This window comes from Hyella patelloides LEGE 07179 (assembly GCF_900659865.1).
GTDB lineage: Bacteria > Cyanobacteriota > Cyanobacteriia > Cyanobacteriales > Xenococcaceae > Hyella > Hyella patelloides.
This window is the reverse complement of sequence record NZ_LR214363.1, coordinates 1-18,628: the sequence shown is the minus strand read 5'-3', so window position 1 is coordinate 18,628 and position 18,628 is coordinate 1. Positions and strand designations below refer to the sequence as shown.

At 37.9% G+C, this 18,628-nt stretch carries 22 protein-coding genes; 8 read left to right on the top strand and 14 right to left on the bottom strand.

Annotation, left to right across the window (positions count from 1 at the left end; translation table 11 throughout):
* Positions 1-120: 120 nt before the first annotated feature.
* The gene (locus tag H1P_RS34035) at positions 121-312 is read right to left on the bottom strand and encodes a hypothetical protein (protein ID WP_222427391.1); all 192 of its coding nucleotides are present in this window, start codon (positions 310-312) and stop codon (positions 121-123) included.
* Between the two features lie 54 nt (positions 313-366).
* On the opposite strand from H1P_RS34035, the gene H1P_RS34030 reads away from it, so the two are divergent.
* Together H1P_RS34030 and H1P_RS34025 are read left to right on the top strand one after the other, a co-directional pair.
* On the top strand, positions 367-807 hold the full coding sequence (locus tag H1P_RS34030) for a transcriptional regulator (RefSeq protein WP_144876003.1): 441 nt from the start codon (positions 367-369) through the stop codon (positions 805-807).
* A gap of 5 nt (positions 808-812) precedes the next feature.
* Entirely contained in the window at positions 813-1,187 is a 375-nt protein-coding gene (locus H1P_RS34025; RefSeq protein ID WP_144876001.1) for a DUF5615 family PIN-like protein, read from the top strand.
* Positions 1,188-1,413: 226 nt separating this feature from the next.
* Here H1P_RS34025 and H1P_RS34020 read toward each other — a convergent pair whose 3' ends face one another.
* The 10 genes from H1P_RS34020 to H1P_RS33975 form a co-directional block, all read right to left on the bottom strand.
* A complete protein-coding gene (locus H1P_RS34020) occupies positions 1,414-2,163 on the bottom strand; it encodes an SDR family NAD(P)-dependent oxidoreductase (protein WP_144875999.1) in 750 nt (249 codons plus the stop codon).
* A 40-nt stretch (positions 2,164-2,203) separates the two neighbouring features.
* The gene (locus H1P_RS34015) at positions 2,204-2,584 is read right to left on the bottom strand and encodes a nuclear transport factor 2 family protein (protein WP_144875997.1); all 381 of its coding nucleotides are present in this window, start codon (positions 2,582-2,584) and stop codon (positions 2,204-2,206) included.
* A 25-nt stretch (positions 2,585-2,609) separates the two neighbouring features.
* Positions 2,610-3,290, bottom strand: coding sequence for an NADPH-dependent F420 reductase (locus H1P_RS34010; protein ID WP_144875995.1), 681 nt, complete (start codon positions 3,288-3,290; stop codon positions 2,610-2,612).
* A 39-nt stretch (positions 3,291-3,329) separates the two neighbouring features.
* Positions 3,330-3,893: a nuclear transport factor 2 family protein gene (locus H1P_RS34005; RefSeq protein WP_144875993.1), complete on the bottom strand. Its 564-nt coding sequence runs from the start codon at positions 3,891-3,893 to the stop codon at positions 3,330-3,332.
* Positions 3,894-3,930: 37 nt separating this feature from the next.
* Complete coding sequence (locus H1P_RS34000; protein ID WP_144875991.1) at positions 3,931-4,683, bottom strand: glucose 1-dehydrogenase; 753 nt, start codon at positions 4,681-4,683, stop codon at positions 3,931-3,933.
* A gap of 95 nt (positions 4,684-4,778) precedes the next feature.
* The gene (locus tag H1P_RS33995) at positions 4,779-5,408 is read right to left on the bottom strand and encodes an NADPH-dependent F420 reductase (protein ID WP_144875989.1); all 630 of its coding nucleotides are present in this window, start codon (positions 5,406-5,408) and stop codon (positions 4,779-4,781) included.
* Between the two features lie 21 nt (positions 5,409-5,429).
* Entirely contained in the window at positions 5,430-6,149 is a 720-nt protein-coding gene (locus H1P_RS33990) for an SDR family oxidoreductase (RefSeq protein WP_144875987.1), read from the bottom strand.
* 259 nt (positions 6,150-6,408) lie between these two features.
* Positions 6,409-7,170 carry an SDR family oxidoreductase gene (locus H1P_RS33985; protein ID WP_144875985.1) on the bottom strand — a complete coding sequence of 254 codons (762 nt, stop codon included), beginning with the start codon at positions 7,168-7,170 and terminating at the stop codon, positions 6,409-6,411.
* A 214-nt stretch (positions 7,171-7,384) separates the two neighbouring features.
* The gene (locus tag H1P_RS33980) at positions 7,385-8,380 is read right to left on the bottom strand and encodes a zinc-dependent alcohol dehydrogenase family protein (RefSeq protein WP_144875983.1); all 996 of its coding nucleotides are present in this window, start codon (positions 8,378-8,380) and stop codon (positions 7,385-7,387) included.
* A gap of 128 nt (positions 8,381-8,508) precedes the next feature.
* Positions 8,509-9,528, bottom strand: a complete 1,020-nt coding sequence (locus tag H1P_RS33975) for a zinc-dependent alcohol dehydrogenase family protein (RefSeq protein WP_144875981.1) — start codon at positions 9,526-9,528, stop codon at positions 8,509-8,511.
* A gap of 99 nt (positions 9,529-9,627) precedes the next feature.
* Between H1P_RS33975 and H1P_RS33970 the strand changes: the two genes are divergently transcribed.
* From H1P_RS33970 to H1P_RS33955, 4 genes are all read left to right on the top strand, one after another.
* Positions 9,628-9,960: a GNAT family N-acetyltransferase gene (locus H1P_RS33970; protein ID WP_246142071.1), complete on the top strand. Its 333-nt coding sequence runs from the start codon at positions 9,628-9,630 to the stop codon at positions 9,958-9,960.
* A gap of 212 nt (positions 9,961-10,172) precedes the next feature.
* Complete coding sequence (locus H1P_RS33965; protein WP_144875979.1) at positions 10,173-11,108, top strand: LysR family transcriptional regulator; 936 nt, start codon at positions 10,173-10,175, stop codon at positions 11,106-11,108.
* A gap of 87 nt (positions 11,109-11,195) precedes the next feature.
* Positions 11,196-12,125, top strand: coding sequence for a helix-turn-helix domain-containing protein (locus H1P_RS33960; RefSeq protein ID WP_144875977.1), 930 nt, complete (start codon positions 11,196-11,198; stop codon positions 12,123-12,125).
* A gap of 83 nt (positions 12,126-12,208) precedes the next feature.
* On the top strand, positions 12,209-13,126 hold the full coding sequence (locus tag H1P_RS33955) for a DUF4336 domain-containing protein (protein ID WP_144875975.1): 918 nt from the start codon (positions 12,209-12,211) through the stop codon (positions 13,124-13,126).
* A gap of 14 nt (positions 13,127-13,140) precedes the next feature.
* Here the strand turns inward: H1P_RS33955 and H1P_RS33950 are convergent, their stop codons facing one another.
* From H1P_RS33950 to H1P_RS33940, 3 genes are all read right to left on the bottom strand, one after another.
* Entirely contained in the window at positions 13,141-13,314 is a 174-nt protein-coding gene (locus H1P_RS33950; protein WP_281291291.1) for a glycosyltransferase, read from the bottom strand.
* Between the two features lie 209 nt (positions 13,315-13,523).
* Positions 13,524-14,819, bottom strand: a complete 1,296-nt coding sequence (locus H1P_RS33945) for a serine/threonine protein kinase (RefSeq protein ID WP_144875973.1) — start codon at positions 14,817-14,819, stop codon at positions 13,524-13,526.
* An 83-nt stretch (positions 14,820-14,902) separates the two neighbouring features.
* Positions 14,903-15,982: a serine/threonine protein kinase gene (locus H1P_RS33940; protein ID WP_144875971.1), complete on the bottom strand. Its 1,080-nt coding sequence runs from the start codon at positions 15,980-15,982 to the stop codon at positions 14,903-14,905.
* Positions 15,983-16,303: 321 nt separating this feature from the next.
* Between H1P_RS33940 and H1P_RS33935 the strand changes: the two genes are divergently transcribed.
* Together H1P_RS33935 and H1P_RS33930 are read left to right on the top strand one after the other, a co-directional pair.
* Positions 16,304-17,509 carry a TPM domain-containing protein gene (locus tag H1P_RS33935; RefSeq protein ID WP_222427390.1) on the top strand — a complete coding sequence of 402 codons (1,206 nt, stop codon included), beginning with the start codon at positions 16,304-16,306 and terminating at the stop codon, positions 17,507-17,509.
* Positions 17,510-17,612: 103 nt separating this feature from the next.
* The coding region (locus H1P_RS33930) for a type 2 periplasmic-binding domain-containing protein (RefSeq protein WP_484133499.1) at positions 17,613-18,628 on the top strand (1,016 nt) is incomplete at its 3' end.

The following is an 18,628-nucleotide window of genomic DNA, read 5'->3' as shown; positions in this document are numbered from 1 at the left end:
TTTTTTCGCTTACTTTTTCAGCAAACCCTAGTTAACTTATTGACTTGTTCTCTTAAGAACTGACTTCATCTTATGGGTTTCTCCGAATGCAAACATCTGAAAAACGTCTTGAATCGACCCTCAACTAAAGAGATAAAGACCCTCTAACTTTCGTTGATACTCTAGGTATATTTCTCTACTACTAAAGTCGATACCTCGATCTCTGGGATGAATTAGGTATTCGCTAGACCTACGCTGCACAAATATATGAAATCTTACTTTTCCCTTGGCGATCCTTTCTGCTTTCAGCGATCGCCTTTGTGACTCAATCAAACTATTGTAGCTATCAGTTACAATGTAACTATAGAATTCAACACAGTGTTTCAAATGTCCAAAGTAGTCAGCACTAGACTAGCAGCAGATACAGAAGCTAGATTACAAAGATTAGCTCGTCGTTTGGGAAAAACTCCCAGCGAAACAGGAGCAATGTTAATTGAAGAATCCTTAAGACAAAGTGAGTTTGCTTATATCGAATTTCGTAACTCTCCTGTGGGCAGACAAGCTTATATGAAAAATTCTAATTTGGCAGTATGGCAAGTAATGATGTTAGCTGATGAATACGCTCGCGATTTAGTAAAAATTGCTAACCATCTACAAAAGCCAGTTACCTGGTTGCAAGCAGCGTTTAACTATGCTGAAGCTTATCCTGAAGAACTGAACAATGCGATCGCAGATGCTTGGGCAATTAATTACACAACTATCAAGCGATTACTACCTCAAACCGAACTTATATCAATTCCTCAAGAAATTATGGAAGAGGATATCTAAGATTAATGTTATCGTTTCTCCTTGACGAACAAATCTCTCCAGAAATAGCCAAGCAGATCGCTCGTAAATATCCAGAAATTCCCATATTTTCGCTCCACACTTGGCAAAATGGTCATTATCTTGGTGTCGATGATGAAACAATTCTCCAAGCTGCTGCGAAAGCCAATCTCACTTTAGTTACCTACGATCAAAAAACTATACCACCTATTTTAGTTAAATTGGGGCAAGCTAATCTTAACCATGCAGGTGTGATTTTTATCGATTATCGCTCTATTTCTCCGAGTAATTTTGGTGGATTAGTTAGAGCAATTGTTTGGCTGTGGAAGACTCAAAATGACGCTAATTGGCAAAATAGGATTGTTTACCTGCAACCTAATTAAGCGAGTAATTCTGTCGCCGATTAAAGATTTTTAAAATGATTGTACTTATTTTATTCGTCTGAGAGATAAGAACGCTAAGCAAAACGCTCTTTTTCCAGTAAAGTCGCTTTAATATCGCTGAAATTCGCATCTTCTTTAACACACCATATAATTAGAATTTTCATTGTAAAGTCTCCTAAATTTATATTTGTCTTGAATACTGTGTATCCAAACGCGATCGCCTTTTTTACCAAGGAAGGGCAACTGCACCACCAAATTTACGCGTTTCCGCAAAGAATCCGCCTTGTGAGCTTCCATCGGGCAATGTTGCTAAATATATAGCTGTTTCTGCTCCTTCTTCGGTTGTATAGGGCGCATCTCGACCACCCATATCAGTTTGCATCCAACCTGGAGAATAGTTATTGACGAGAATATTAGTGTTTTTAAGCTCTTTGGCGAGGAGAGTTGTCATAGCATTTAGTCCAACTTTAGATATTCTATAGGATGGTGCGATCGGATAGAAATCTTGAGGAATCTGTTGCAAAGATGCCATTTCCGTAGAAACATTAACGATTCTTCCGTAATCTCTTTGTTGCATTAAGGGAATGACGGCTTGACACATCCGTAATGCACCGATGGTATTGGTAGTGAAAGTATCTAGCATGGTTTCTGGTTTAGCAGTTAGAATGCTAGCTTCCTCTGATACATTGGAGGGATTAACCCCTGCATTATTAACCAAAATATCGACACGACCATAGGCAGAAGTTACCCATTCGATAAACTTAGTAACACTCTCGGTATCGCTAACATCCAATTGGTGACGATCTACTTCTATACCTTCGGCTTTGAGCTTTTGTTCTGTTGCTTTGCTGTCAGATTCTTTACGGGAGGTAATAATCACCCAAACATCATCTAATAAAGCCAGTTTACGAGCGATCGCTATTCCTAATCCTTTATGACTACCAGTAATCACCGCAACTTTTCTATTTGTTGTCATATCGTGCTTTTTTTATTTAGTATGTATAAATTATTTTTTGTTACGCTTCAACCATGTCCGCAGGATTCCAGAACCCAACGAGGTTAGCAATCTTTCCCATTTTATTGAATTCAAAAAAATTAATCCCCTCGAATTTAACGGATCGATCGTCTTTGGTAACACCACGACCAGTCCATTTAGCTGCTGCTCTAAAATTATCTATAGAAACATATTCTGGGTATAAACCTACCGTCTTGAAATTTGCCATAAACTCTTTGCCTCGTTCTAGAATGGCATCCGTCCCTTTAATTAGTGGGCTGCCTACAGGATCGTCAACAGTGGCATCAGTAGCAAAACAAGCTGCCCAGGTTGCAGCATCATTACTTTGGGTTGCCTGAAAATATCGATCTACAAGGATAGAAGTGTTTAGTTTTTCAGTCATGATAATTTTTCTTTTGAATACAATTTTAGTGAAGTGATGAAGATTGTCTTCCGCCCAAACGCTGGTTTTTAGCTTCAGGTAAAGTTTCAACCGAAATTGTGGCGTAACCACCCAGTTTTTGACCAATGATTAGATAACGAATAAAGTCTCCTAATCCTTCAATCAATCGAGAAAAGCGTAACTCACCACAATCAACGGGGGCAAAACCAATATCTGCTGCCAGACTCATCACCATTTTTCTAGCATCCTCGTCATCACCCGCTACGAATACTGAAACGTTATATTCATTTAGCGGTTGTGGCGATAGTTCAAATACTTCCTGTGCCATTGTATTAAATGCTTTTACTACCAGCGCTTGGGGAACTTCGGAGGCTAGTTTTTCAGCTAAAGAAAGTTCTATAGGTTGATAAGCAAAGTTTTCAGGTATTTCATAGTTATTACAATCAATCAGAATTTTGCCATCGAGAACATCAATGGAAGTCAATACCTCGGCGGGATTAACACCACGAATTGTATATAAAAGTACATCTCCAAAAGCTGCTGCTTCATCATTTGTGCCACCTTGGGTATTATTCCCCGCAGATTCGGCGACAGCTTGTCCTTTTTCTGCTGTACGTGAGCCGAAAAATACTTCGTGTTTTTGTTCCGCCCAAAGAATACCTAAAGAGCGTCCCATATTACCACTACCGAGAATACCAATTTTCATATTTATGCTACTGTGTTGTTTAATGATGATTTGAATTTATTAATTTTTTGGTGTTTTTGCAGCTTCTTCCCGCATCGCATTATCTGGCAAAAAAGCAGCATTAATAGACATTTGCTGATAAACTCGATGTTGTAAATACCAACGATCTTCTTTACGTATCCAGCGATCGCATACACCACCATGACCAATAGTACGAGGCAGTAATGAATCCAGTTCCTCACTGGGGGACTCGTTACGGGATTCAGCAGGAAATAGCTGGATTACCAGGATATAGCTAAGCGACTCCGCGACATCTTTACTAATTCCGCGAGTTATTGAGTTTAAACAATTATGTCGAATGCCATCAAAGCCAGCAGGAGTATTTTTAAACCAATCAATAAAGCTGCTTGCGCTCTCATGTTTTCCAAACAAAGGATGCTCATTGATATAGTCATCTACTAAAATTTGCTTCAGTGCATCATAATCCCGACTGTCTTCACATAAATAGACGCGGTGGAGTAACTCTGTAATTTGAACGCGATCTCCGACTGATAATTCTGACTCTAACGCTGTATTAGGATCGCAGAATCCTGATGGCAATTCAGTAATATCATGAAATGGCATATTTTCAACTCCTGATGAATAATTACGGTTTTGAGGTTTATTGAACAGTGAATCCCCCATCAATTACTATATTTTGCCCTGTAATATAAGAAGCTCCTTCAGAACACAACCAAATAACTGCGCTGGCTATTTCCTTGGCTTCTCCTGCTCTTTTGAGAGGAATTGTCTCAATCATTTTTTGTAAAACTTCCTCTTCAACGTTAGAGAGAATATCTGTTGCAATCAATCCTGGACTAATAGCATTAATTCTAATACCCTGCCCAGCAAATTCCATTGCTGCCGATCTGGTTAATCCTAATACCCCTCCCTTCGCTGCGTTATAGCTAGAAAGACCAGGAACACCAACGACCGCACCACCCATTGATGCCATATTGACAATTGCTCCACCTCCTGTTTTGAGCATGGCAGGAATTTGATATTTTAGACATAGCCAAACCGATTTTAGGTTGACATCTATTTCCATATCCCATCCTTCCTCAGAGCGTTGTGTGAGTGGAACAGATTTGCCAGAACCAGCATTATTGCAGGCAAAATCTAAACGACCATAGGTGTCTAAAGTTTTATTGACAAGGTTTTCTATATCCGTTGCTTTGGTAACATCTGTTTGTACGAAAAGAGCATCATTACCAGCATCTTTGGCAAGACGAACAGTTTCTTCTCCTTCTTGAATGCGTCGTGCAGCCACAACAACTTTTGCACCCGCTTGAGCAAAAGCGATCGCTGTCGCACGACCGATACCAGAACTGGCACCAGTGACAATTGCTACTTTTTCATCTAGTAAAAGCTTCATGGACTTATCTCTTTTAATTTTCTTGATTTTTAAAGTTTTTGCCACTCTTGAATAGAGATGATGGATCGGTAATGGCTGAGATTTTTTGCTATCTGTTATTGAATTTGACTCAATAGTTTTTTGGCTTCACCAATTTTGAGATTTTTGTTGTAAAGCGGTGCATTAGGTTCAAAAAGAACACCTTTGCTGAGATCGCCCAAGTCTTGAGGAGCAAAGCCGATATCTTCAATAAGTTGCTTGACTGTTTCTTTTGCCTGTTCGTCATCGCTACAAACCTGAACAGCAATTCTGTCATCTCCTTCTTGAAATGCTTGTTCGGCAAATACTTGATAGAAAACAGAATTAAATGCTTTGACGGTTTTTGCTCCTGGAAATTGACTGGCGACGTAACCAGTTGCGGTTTGGGATTCGTCATCAATTACTTTTTGTGCCACATCTCCATCTCTGTGGGGATAGGGATTAGCTGCATCGATGAGAATTTTATTATCTAAACTGCCAATTTGCTGCGCTAAATCAGGAACTTTACCATAGGGAATTGCTAGTAAAATAACTTCTCCAAAAGCAGCAGTTTCCTCGACATTACCAGTTTTTGCACCCACCTCATCTGCCATCGATTTTAATTCTTCGGGATGTCGGGAGCTAAACATCACCTCATGTCCTACTTTTGCCCAATGTTTGCCTAAATTTCCGCCGATATTTCCCGAACCGATAATGCTAATTTTCATAATTTTATCCTGTGTAAGTGTTTATATTTCTTGATTGGATGGACGAACCACGATTTCATTAACTGCTACTTCACTTGGTTGCTCGATCGCGTAACGTACTGCTTGACTAATGGCTGTTGGGGAAATAGCGTTAAAATTGCTTTCAAGTTGGTTTGATGTTTGTTCGTCGTTACTAGAGGAGATTAGTTCACTTTCAATTGCACCAGGATAAATAATTGTCACTCTTACTTTCCCTAGTGTTTCTTTACGCAAACTTTCGCTAATGGCTCGGACAGCAAACTTAGTACCGCAATAGACAGCAAAATTAGGTATCGCATGGAGTGAAGCGATCGAACCAATGTTAATAATATGACCGCTACTGCGATCGCTCATATGGGGAAGTACCGCAGCAATTCCATGCAACACACCGCGTATATTAATATCAATGGCTTTATTCCAGTCGTCTATTTTCAGGTCAATTAAGGGACTAACTGGCATAATTCCTGCATTATTAACTAGGACATCAATCTTACCGAAACGATCTATGGTTGCTTGTGCCATTTCCTGTACTTGTTTGGCATTGGTAACATCGGTAAGGTGGTAAGCAACCCCATCTCCTAATTCTTCGACAAGAGATTTAAGTCGTTCTTCTCGACGCGCTGCTAACATGACTTGGCAACCTGTATCGGCTAGTTCTCTAGCAATGGCTTCACCAATACCACTACTTGCACCTGTAACAGCTACAACTTTATCTAAACTCATTTTATGTTCTCCAATGTTTAAAAAAGTAAGATTGGGTTAAATGTTCGATCGCCAATATCATCATTTTTGGGACAAGATATTTAATTTCAAGAGATTTCCTAATTTTGCGATCGCTATATTAGTCTTCGTCAAAGGTTTCAAACTGTTGTCGTTTAAGAGAGTCAAAATACTCTCGAAACAGAGTTACTTTTCCTGCCTAGTTAAACTGAAACAACACATCGAGATAATCTGTGACTTCTTGGTTTTTGCTTGATTACTTTTACTGTGCTAAATAGCCACCATCTACTGCAATTGAAGTACCCGTTACAAAAGATGCAGCATCCGAACAAAGCCAAATAACTGCTTCTGCTACCTCTGGTGCAGTTCCCATTCTGCCCATTGGCACGAAAGTAGAAATATAATTATCTAGTACTTCTTTGCTAGAAGTGCCTCGATCGGGCATACCAGTATCGATTGGTCCTGGAGCAATGGTATTGATGCGAATGCCTTGCTTGGCATATTCGAGAGCGAGGGATTTAGTTAAACCCATTATCCCGTGTTTGCTTGCACAGTAAGGACTGAGGTTAGCTCCTCCTACCTCACCATAACCTGATGAGGTATTAACAATAGCTCCTTTTCCTTGCTTCAACATTTGCATAATTTCGTATTTAAGACAGAACCAAGTTCCTTTAAGATTGATATCGACAACCTGGTTTAAGTCTTCCTCGCTCAGTTCGGTAATTGGGGCGAGCTTTCCTTCTACTCCTGCATTGTTAAGGGCGCAGTCGAGACTACCATAGATTTCTACTGTTTGAGTAATTAAAGCCTCAACTTCTGTTGCTTGAGAAATATCTGTTTGAACAAAAGTTGCCTCTCCACCCTCTTTTTGAATCAAATTTACTGTTTCTTGACCTCGTTCACTTCCTCTACCACTGACAACTACTTTTGCTCCTGCACGGGCGAATGCGATCGCGGTTTCTCTACCAATTCCCGTCGTTCCCCCAGTTACTAATGCTACTTTTCCGTCTAGATTGTTAGTCATGTGTCAACTTTTTTTTGGTGTTAGTGTTGCTTTCGTAGCGACAAGAGATACTCTTGCCTTAAAAGAAGATCGCTCTATTTGTCAAATTACAATTTTGAGATCGCCAAAATCTTGTAACTTCTTGCCATAATTTGTCGATTATTGCTTTGAGAGACAAAAATAGTTGAATATCTAAGCGCAATCGCTATTTTTCTGAAAATTTGTTACCAATGGTTTACGGCACTGTGACAATGATTTTGCCTGTTTGCTGATTAGATTCCATGTAGCGATGAGCTTCTGCTATTTGCTCTAAGGGAAAAATGCGATCGAGTATGGGTACTAGCTTGTCAGAATCTAAACCATCGTAGATATATTGTTTGGCTCTTTCTAACTTGACAGGATCGGAGGTAATTTCAAATACAGTATAGCCCTGTATTTTTAATCCTTTTTGCAGCGCGGGAAACAGTGGAAACGTGGTTGCTTCAGGACTTAATGCGCCATATTCAAAAATTGTTGCTCCTGGTGCTGCTGCATTGGCAAGAGTTTCGAGAAAAGAGCCAGCTACAGGATCGAAAATTAAATTAGCTCCCTGTCCGTTGGTAATCTCCATTACTCTAGTAACCAAGTCTTCATCATTGGTGACAATCACATAATCTGCGCCATTATCTAGCAGCATTTGTTTTTTACTAACTCCTCTGGTAGTAGCGATCGCCACTGCTCCCGCAGCTTTAGTTATCTGAATTGCAGCAAAGCCTACACTGCTACTAGCTGCCGAAATCAGCACAAAATCACCTGCTTTAACTTGTCCATATTCGATTAATGCACCATAAGCCGTCATATATTGCACCCAAATAGCTGTACCTTCTTGGGGAGATAGTTTTTCGGGATATTTAGCCACCGCCGAAACTGGAACAATCGCACTTTCTCCATACACGCCATATTTTTTCAGGGAAAAACCTGGAATAGTAGAAACGCGATCTCCTATTTGAAATTCTGTTACCCCTTCACCAATAGCATCAATCACTCCAGAAGCTTCATAACCAAGAGTTGCGGGAAAACTTTCTGGTTTTTCTAGATATTGTCCTTGCCGAAACATTACCTCGGCTCGATTTAAACCAATTGCTTCGACTTTGAGACGAACTTCTCCTTTATCTGGTTCGGATAATGGCAATTCATCCAACTGAAGAACATCAGCATCACCAAATTTATAAAAACGAACAATTTTGACCATAATAATATTTGTTCTTCCTAATTAATAATTGAAAAAAGACTGGTTCTATTTAGCAAATAATGTTTCTAAGCCTGTATAGGGTTTTAGTGGCAGAATCTCAAAATCTAAAATGTCATGTGGATCGATCGTTAAACTGTGATAACAATTTTTCCACTAGCCTGATTAGATGCCATATATTTCATGGCATCAACTAGATTTTCTAGTCCTTGAAATTCACGATCGATTATGACAGGAAAAGACCCCTCAGCTAACCCTGCTGCAATAAACTGTTTGGCACGATTAAAAGCTGCTTCATCTGCTGGTAAGCCAAGATGACGATTTCCCGTGAAGTCAAAAACTTTATATATATGGAAGCGAAAACTACGAATAAAAGCAGTCATCCAAGGAAATGAACCAATGTTTTCCATGTCGAGAATACCATAGACAATCCAGTGACCGCGAATTGCTACAGCTTGGGACAATTGTTCGCTAAGTGCGCCTGCAACAGCATCATAAATCACATCTGCACCATGTCCATTGGTTATTTCCATAACTCGGCTAGCTAAGTCTTCTTCTTCAGTAGCAACGACATAATCTGCCCCCGCATCTAGTAGAATCTGACGTTTTTTACTGGTGCGCGTCGTAGCAATAATTTTGGCACCAATTTTTTTGGCGATAGCGATCGCTGCTAAACCAGTAGTGCTAGTACCTGCGGTAATTAAAACTGTTTGGTATGCTTGCAATTGTCCTAATTCTAGTAAGGCAAAATAACCTGTAAAATACGAAAAAGCAAAGCTACTACCTTCAGCGAAAGAAAAGTTATCGGGTGTTTTCATCAAACCCCGTGCAGGCAAAATTGCAGTTTCGCCAAAGTTTCCATAATCACTAATAGAGAAAGCAGGTATGGAACTTACGCGATCGCCAATCACCAACTCTGTTACTTTTGAGCCAATTGCTTCAACTGTTCCCGCAATTTCGTAACCTAATTTTGAAGGTAATTCGGGTGTCTCGACATAATTGTTTTCCATCCATAATAAGTCTGCTCGATTTAAGCTCATTGCAGATACACGAACACGTACTTCTCCTTCACCTGGATCGTTTAAAGGTAATTCGTCAAATTGAAGAACATCGGGATCGCCAAATTGATGAAAACGAGCAATTTTAACCATAATGATTGTAATAGGTAATTAAAAAAAGACTGGTTTTATTGAGCAAATAAAGCCTCTAACCCCTTGTAGGGTTTCAGTGGCAGAATCTCAAAATTTAAGATGATGGAAATTACAACTAATACTGTTTCCGCTAAAGGAATTAAATTTTCTCTTGTTGAAAGCGATCGCGAAATTGCTAGAGCTTATCTTTATCTAATGCACAACGATCTTCATCAAGAGCCTTTTGGTTTGCTGGAAGATGTTTATGTGGCTGAAGACAATCGAGGTAGAGGTTTAGGAACACAATTAGTAAAACAAGTTATCCAAGAAGCTAGAGAACAAGGTTGCTATAAGCTAATTGCTACCAGTAGAAAGTCCCGCTCTAAAGTTCATCAGCTATATACAAGATTAGGTTTTCAAGAGCATGGTTTAGAATTTCGGATTGATTTTTAACCATATAGTAATGAGAGACTGATCATAATCCGCTCCTATTTACTAGATTTAGATAGATTTAAATAACTTGCTATTATTGCCCTCAATTATCTAAAATCGCTGAGAAACTGCGACTTTAGAGTTATATCTGTAGATTAGTAAAACTCGCTATATTAGTCAAACAAATATGATAAATAGTAGGTATCAATATAATTGATATTAAACTTTTAGTTATGAATATTGACTACACTAATCTTCGCCAACTCGATCTCAATTTGTTAGTCGCCCTTGATGTTTTAATTGCAGAAGCCAATGTCACCAAAGCAGCGGTCAGACTAAATATAAGTCAATCCGCGATGAGTTATTCTCTGAAACGACTGCGAACTATTTTGAAAGATGACATTTTAATTCGCACTTCTAGAGAGATGGAAGTTACGCCCTATGCCCGTCAAATAAGCGATCGCATTCGGCAAATTTTGACAGAAATTCAATTAACTTTACTGGAAAAAGAAGATTTTAATCCAGCTACAGCAAACGAGACTTTTAGAATTGCAGCCAGTGATTATGTTGAGACTACAATCGGCATTAATTTAATACAGCAGATAACTACTCAAGCACCAGGTATTCGTATTCGCATTAATAATCTAGATAAAGAAACTGTCATGGATGCTTTAGATAAGGATCGTATCGACTTAGTTATTAATGCTAAATTGCCTCTCAAAAGTTGGCACGTTGAAGAAAATTTATATCGAGAGGAATTTGTCTGTGTCATCAGAGGCGATAATTCTCTGACAGAGTTATCTATTGCAGATTATATAAAGCGATCGCATATTTTAGTATCGCTGCGGGATGATTTTCAAGGAACTTCCGATGAAATATTAAAGCGTCAACAGCAATTTAGACAGGTAATTTGGTCAACTCCTCATTTTATGGCAGTTCCCTTTTTACTGGCTAATTCAGACTGTGTAGCTTTGCTTCCTAGCCGTATGGCTCAACAGTGCGCCAAAACGATGAACTTAAAATTATTGCCACCACCAATTCCTATTGAAGGCTTTACTGTATCGATGGTTTGGCATCAACGCAATACCAATAACCCTGGATATCAGTGGCTAAGAGAACAAATAGTTAATGCTGCACTAGCAGTCAACCAAATTAATTATGACAGGTAAGACAAAATCAACAGCAGTAGCTTAAACCTTGTATCAGATTGATGGAGTTCAGGGTATTCTCTTAATATCTCAGTACTTAGAGCGAATATGCGGAATAACTTAGTACCATATCTGTCGCTCGATTTTGCTAAAGAGAAAGAAGAAGCCTATAAACGTGTTTTTAAGCGATCGCCTTTAATCTCTAGTGTATCTGTTGGCTGGGATGATTTGGGTATCACGATCGCTTACGATCGACAGCCTCCAATAGAATTGCCCAAGGTTTCGGCCAAACAACACTGTATTGGTATTCTAACTGATATGCCATCATCACCCGTTTATACAGAAAGAACAATCGATGGGCGTTTCATGCAGGAACAAACTATTCAGGGAGAATGTATCATTGTCCCTGCCAATACAACTCATCAAGCATCATGGGATAAGGAAGGTAGTGCATTAACAATCGCGATCGAGCCTACAGTTTTTGCTCAAACTATTTACGAGGTAGTCGATCCAGATAAGATTGAACTTTTGCCTCAGTTTGCCACTCCCGATCCACTTGTCTATCAAATTGGACTAGCACTTAAATCCGCTTTAATCAAAGATGGTACTAGCAGTTGTCTTTATGCAGAGACTTTAATTAATACACTGATTCTTCATTTACTAGAACATTATTCAGTTACTTGTAATTCTTTTAAAAGCGTAGAAGGTAAACTGCCTCAATATAAACTACAACAGATAATTGATTATATTGATGCTTATCTTGATCGCGACTTAAGCTTAAAGGAATTAGCAACCTCCGTGCAAATGAGTCCCCATTATTTTTCGCGACTTTTTAAAGAAACTACAGGCATTACACCCCATCAATATGTTATTCGTTGTCGTATCGAACGAGCCAAAAACTTACTGCAACAGGGAAAATTATCTATTGCTGAGATAGCAATGGAAGTGGGTTTTGTCGATCAAAGTCATCTTCATCGTCATTTCAAACGTTTAGTGGGTATTACGCCTAAAAACTATTTACAAGAGTTCAACAAATAGCAAGAATATACAAAAACAACCAGAATCTACAAGCTAGTTACTCCGCAAAATTGTCAGAATTAGCGTGTTAAATATGTTCAATATTGATAGGGAGGTACTCTTTGACACAAAATTTTCGCCCAATTCCTAGTGAACTGAAAAGTGGTCTAATCGAAGTTGCCTCGAATATCTGGACAATAGAGGCAAAGGATTATGTTCACTACCGTCCTCCAATGCAGCCCCGTTATCCCTATACCCATCGTTCAGTTGTCATTCGCCTCAACGACAACAGCCTTTTGATTCTTTCCCCCATCCAGCTAACTCCCGACATTCGTACTGAGATTAACGCACTCGGAGTGGTAAAGTATCTCGTCTCACCCAATCACTTGCACCATCTTTATATGGGAGACTGGCAGCAAGCATATCCCAAGGCGAAGCTTTATGCTTCACCTCGGTTAGTTCCCAAGCGCAAAGACTTAACCTTTGACAAAACCTTGTCTACAGACACTTTTGAGCCTGAATGGATCGATCAGATCGAACAATGTGTTTTCGGTTCGGGAAACGGATGGTTTGACGAGATTGTCTTTTTCCATTGCGAGTCGCACACTGTAGTTTTTACAGATATGATAATGGACTTTGAACCAACGATTTTTTCGCCTATTTCCCGTATGACCACTAGATGGAATCAGATGTACAAAAACACACCCTTTGGAGTGCAGCTTGCACATACTTTTGATCGAGTATCTCTACGTGATTCCCTGAAGACTGTCCGTACTTGGAAACCCAAACACTTGATCGTGGCTCATAGCCCTTGGTTGTGTCTGGATGAGGAAGAGCAAGTCGCTAACTTCTTGGATTCTGCCTTTAACTGGCTAGAACCACAACCTTTTATTGTCGAAGCTATCATGACTGCGACGCGATTCTCAATGCTTTTATTTATTGTCTTGCCTATCCATGCGCTAATTGTGCTTATTGCCGATTTAATCTATCCACGGCTTATGGGACAAGGTGGAAGCAAATAATACTAATTCTCTATCTATCTAGCTATTGCGCGAGAATTGGTACTACCTTCTATTACAGCAAAATCAAAACCATAACTTCTAATCCAAGATTCAAAGATTGAGTAGGTTACTATTTTTATTGTGTATCCTGCCTGTTTTAGACCCAAACTCAATGCAATAAAAGGTTGAACATCGCCACGATTACCTATGCTTAAGATAGTAGTTTTGGCATTGGCGAATTAAGGTATGATTTTAGCAATTATCGCTTTTCTCTAATTATAAAAAAAGCTTAGAGCCTAGAGCCTAGAGCCTTAAAGCTACGAATAGTAACATTATGTACGTCATTACTTAAATCACCAACGCCGTAATTTTCATAATGTTAACAGTATTTCTAACACTGAAAATAATTGATAATAGCTTATTGATTATTGATTTTAGGTTTTAATTTAGTGCCAACATTGGTACAATACCAAGAATTTTTATCTAGGTAATTTTTAAAATAAGCTTCGTATTTATATTCAGACTCTTTATAGGTTACTGTGCAGTAGTCATTAAGATTGATTCCTCTAATTTGAGTATCGTCTTGATAAGTAAAAATACATTTCCAGCGAAATACAGACCAGATAGGATTTGTATATTTTAAAGTAATATGTTCTGGTGTTCCTTGATGGTTTTTAAATTCTTGTCCTTTAATAATCGGGGAGTTACAAACTTCTGTAAAATTAATGGGATAATCTTGAGTTTTGGGAATAAATAATAGTGTCAATGGTGTGGGTACGATTTTCATTAATAAAGCTCCCACAATTAAACCAGTTAGTCCAATACCAAAGAATTTAACTCTGGAAGTGGTAGGAATCGGCTCTTTTTTATCATCTAATGCTTTTAAATCTTGCAGCACCTCATCTACACTTTGATAACGATAATTAGGCTGAGGATGAGCCATTCTATTCAAAATATTTTTCATCCTGGGACTAATGGGTATGGCATCACTCCATAGTCTTGCGCCATCATTGTGAGGATCGATATATAAATAATTTGGTGCTAAACCAGTAATAGCTTGTAAGCCTATAATACCAAGAGAATAGATATCTACACGAGGATTTTTATCAACTTCTTGCGGTCGAGGAAAAGTAAATCTTTCTGGTGCAATATAAGGTGGTGCGCCAATTACTCTAGAGAGAGTATCCCCTGAATTGGTTTGATTTAAAGTATTAATTTCTTTGACTGTACCAAAGTCAATAATGACGATTTCGCCGTTATCTCGCTGAATAATATTATCTGGTTTTAAATCGCGATGAACGTGTTGATTTTGATGAATAAACTGGACTATTTTTAAGAGATTGATTAATAAGAGTTGAGCTTCTTGCTCTATTAATCTTTTACCTGGTTTTATTTTTTGATTTAATAAAGTTCCTGCAATAAATTCTTGTACTATATAGAAGTATTCTTGTTCAATAAAAGAGTCTATTAAGCTAGGGATTTGAGAATGTTTTCCTAAACTTTGTAATGCTTTAACTTCTTGATGAAAATAATATTTATTTTCTTCTAATGTTAAATTTTCTGAGGGTTTAATTTCCTTAACTACGCATTCTGCATCATCAGAGTTTTCTGCTTGTAAATCTATTGCTAAATAAGTAATACCCCAATTACCATTGCCTAACTTTTTCTTTATTTTATAGCGATCGCGTATAAGCTCTCCTACGTTAACATCCATAATATTTAATCAATTCTAGAATACTTTAATCAATGAAAAATCGCTAATTTACTGAAAGCTTGTGGGCAGATCGAATAAAATCCTTATAATATTTCTAATATTTCTCTAGCTGATTGGTAACGTTGTTTAAAATCGTAGCAGGTCATCCTTTGCAGAATTGTGGCAAAATGAGAATTTACTCTAATGTTGTCGGGTAGTACAATATCTAAAGTATGGGGATTTACTCTTAATTGCTTAGGGGGTAAAGCACTTAGTAATTGAATGGCAATTTTGCCTAAAGAATACAAATCACTACAAGGTTGCGGTGCAATAATTAATTCTGGTGCTGCATAATTATTAACGGTAATAGCACTGGTAAAATTAGAACTAATATCTAAGCATTTAACCGCATCAAAATTAACTAAAGCAATGCGTTTGTCGGACTCTTGGCAAATTAAATTATCAGGAGTAATACAGCGATGAATGGCATTATTTTGATGAACTAAATCTAAAATTTCTAAGACATCTTGCAGAAAAAGTATAACTTCAGATTCTGACCAAGGAGTATTATTGATAACTTTACTCAGAGGTTGTCCTTCAAGATATTCTGAAATTAAATAAAAATAATTTTCTGCTTGAAAATAAGCATATAATTGGGGAACGCGATCGCTTTTTGTTCCGAGATTTTCTAATACCCTAGCCTGTCTTTCTAATTTTTTAGTACTGCGAGGAGAGGCATTTTCTAACTGTTTAACGACACACTTGGGCTTATTTAATAGATGCAAATTATAAGCTAGATAAATTGTTTCTAAATCGTGTTTCTGCAAAGTATCAATTACCTGATACTGATTATTGATAACTATTGATTTAGGTTTGCGCTCCGATCCATTAATCAGGCGTTCTATAATTATTATTAGATTTTTTTTGCCTACTTTCTCTTTTTTAGGGTCAAGGACTTCTGCTTTAATAAAAATATTCGTTAATTTTTGCCATAGTTTAGGTGCATCGATCTTTTTGATCGTTTCAATACTGCGATAACGAAGAGTGCTGTACTGAGGTTGCATGGTTTCATAGGTCATTCCTTGAAGGCTACCACGAATAATGTCTTGTTGAATGTCTTCTAGAGTCTCATTGTTAGAAGATAGAAACTCTAGCAAAAAATTCAGCATCTCTTCATGATTCATAATTCTGCATTCTCTTAATAGCAGTATATACTAATACTATATGAACTTTATGAACTTTGTCAAATTCGTGCATTATTAGGCAATTTTTAATCACCAAGATCGCTCATCAATGAACTTTATGAATTAACGATATGAACTTTTTGTAGAGATTATATGAACTTTTTTAATGAAGCAAATTATGAACTAATGGTATTGAAAATATTTAATTAATTACTAATAATTAAATTGTCGTTAATATTCAAGAAACTACTAGCAATTCTAACGCGATAATTATAATAGAGCCTCAAAACAATTTAACAGACTGTGAAAACTTTAAATACATTGAAACAAACGATAACCTTGGGCTTTATCAGTTCAATAGTTATACTAACTCCTCTTAGCTCTCAGGCTTTAACTGTTGAAGAAGTTACTAACCCCCGTCAAGATAATGGTGGTTGGGTAACAGATATGGCAGATATTTTAAGCGATGCTACCGAAACCGAAATCAATCGCATGATTAACAATTTAGAGCAAACCAACGGTACAGAAATTGCCGTTGTCACCGTACCAGATACTTCACCTTCTGCTACTCCCAAAGCATTTGCGACAGAACTATTTAACCATTGGGGAATTGGTAAAGCTGATACTGATAATGGAGTGTTATTTTTGATTCCTGTAAGCGATCGCCATGTGGAAATCGAGACTGGTTATGGGATTGAGGGCATTCTACCTGATGCTAAAGTGGGAGACATTATCGATACTAAGATTACTCCTCAATATAAACAGGGTGATTTCGATCGGGGTACTTTAGATGGTACTTCTGCTTTGATTGTAGCTTTAAATTCCTCTTCAAATAGCACTGAAGAGGCGATTACAACTTCCGATAATTCAGTCGATAAAGGTTTAAATTGGGGCATATTTGCCATTGTTGGGGGAATGGGATTAATTCTAACCAGAGGATTTATGGCGTGGCGACAACGAAACAAAATTTTTGTCAATCCTCGTAAAACTAAAATTGCTTTGCAACGCAGAGATAATCGACAAATTCATTGTGCTAAATGCAATCAACCAATGGAAAAGGTAAACAATTTGGAATTAACCGAACCTCAAAGAATTGCTCAAAATCTAGGCGGAGCGAGTTTCCGAGGTTATAAATGCTCTAACTGCCATAATGAGAAATATCCCTATGTAATTCTTTCCTATTTTTCTAATTCGGATCGCTATTTAGATTGCCCAGATTGTCAAGAATTGACAGTTATTCGTACTGAAGAAACTATTAAAGAAGCAACATGGAACAGCAAAGGAAAACGTCTAATTAGCAAGAAGTGTCATTGTTGCGATTATCAAACAGAAAAAGTAATCAGTATTCCCCGTTTATACTCTCCTACTAATCGCAGTAAAGATCGCAGCAGGAGCTATGTTGATAGTAGCTATGTTGATACTAGCTATAGCGGTTACGGTGGCGGTGGTTTTGATGGTGGGGGAAGTTCTGGTGGTGATTTTGGAGGGGGTTCAAGCGGTGGTGGTGGTGCAGGTGGTGATTGGTAACTACTCGTAGAAAATGAATTTGTGTAAAAGTTGCTGCCAATCAGCATATCGATATATCGATCCTCAAAAAGATAGACAGTAAAAATTGTCTCGATCTATAACAATGATGAAAGATAAAAACCATCGTCTTAATGAAGACACGGCACATGAAATTCTAGAATTAGCTGCCAGATATTATACAGAGCAAACTAATAAAGAACAGAACCAAGGATACACAGTTGAAGAATTAATTAATGCAGGTACAGAAGCAGCCATTCCCGATGAGTATATTCAACAAGCTATTAAAGAAATTGAAGCGAGAAATAAAGGTAAACAAGGACAACAGAAATCGAGGGAGAAAAAAAACAACAGCCACTCTAATAATAATCTAATTTTAGTTAGCGCGATCGCTTTAATCTTAGGCAGTGTTGTCTTATTTGACAACAATTTACCTTATATTGGAAGCCAAGAAGATAATGTTACCAATCATAAAGAGGTTGATGTTGTTCCTCATGGCAAAGTTAAATTGAAAGCTTTAGGGGATACTTTTAGTGGTTATTCGACATTACGCAATCTTAAGTTTCAGAATGCTTTAAAAGAAGCGAATATTGCATTAAGCTATAGTGATGAATTCGATCAGCAAGCTCGCGCTCAAGCTATAGACAAAGAAAATGCAGACATCATCGTTACTACTTTAGATCAATATCTAATTCATCAACCTCAAGGTAAGATTGTGGGCTTAATAGATCGTACTGTGGGTGCTGATGCTATTGTCTTTAATAATCAGGCTTATCCTCAACTAAAATCTTTATTGGATTTAGAAAAATTAATCGAGCAGCAAGCCAGTAAAGGTAAATGGCTCAAAATAGTCTTTGCAGGAGATACCCCTAGTGAGTTTTTGGCTACCGTACTCGATACCAAATTTGATAACTTTACCCTGTCTAATTTAGAAATAGTCGAAGTGGAAGATGCTAGTATCGCCTGGGAAATGATGCAGCAAGATTCGGATATTGCTTTAGGGGTACTATGGGAACCTTTTGTTTCTCAAGCCCAAAGTCAGGGTAATACCATCGCCCTCAGTAGTCGAGATGCGCCCAAAACTATTGTTGATATTATTGTAGCAAGCGATCGCGTTATGGC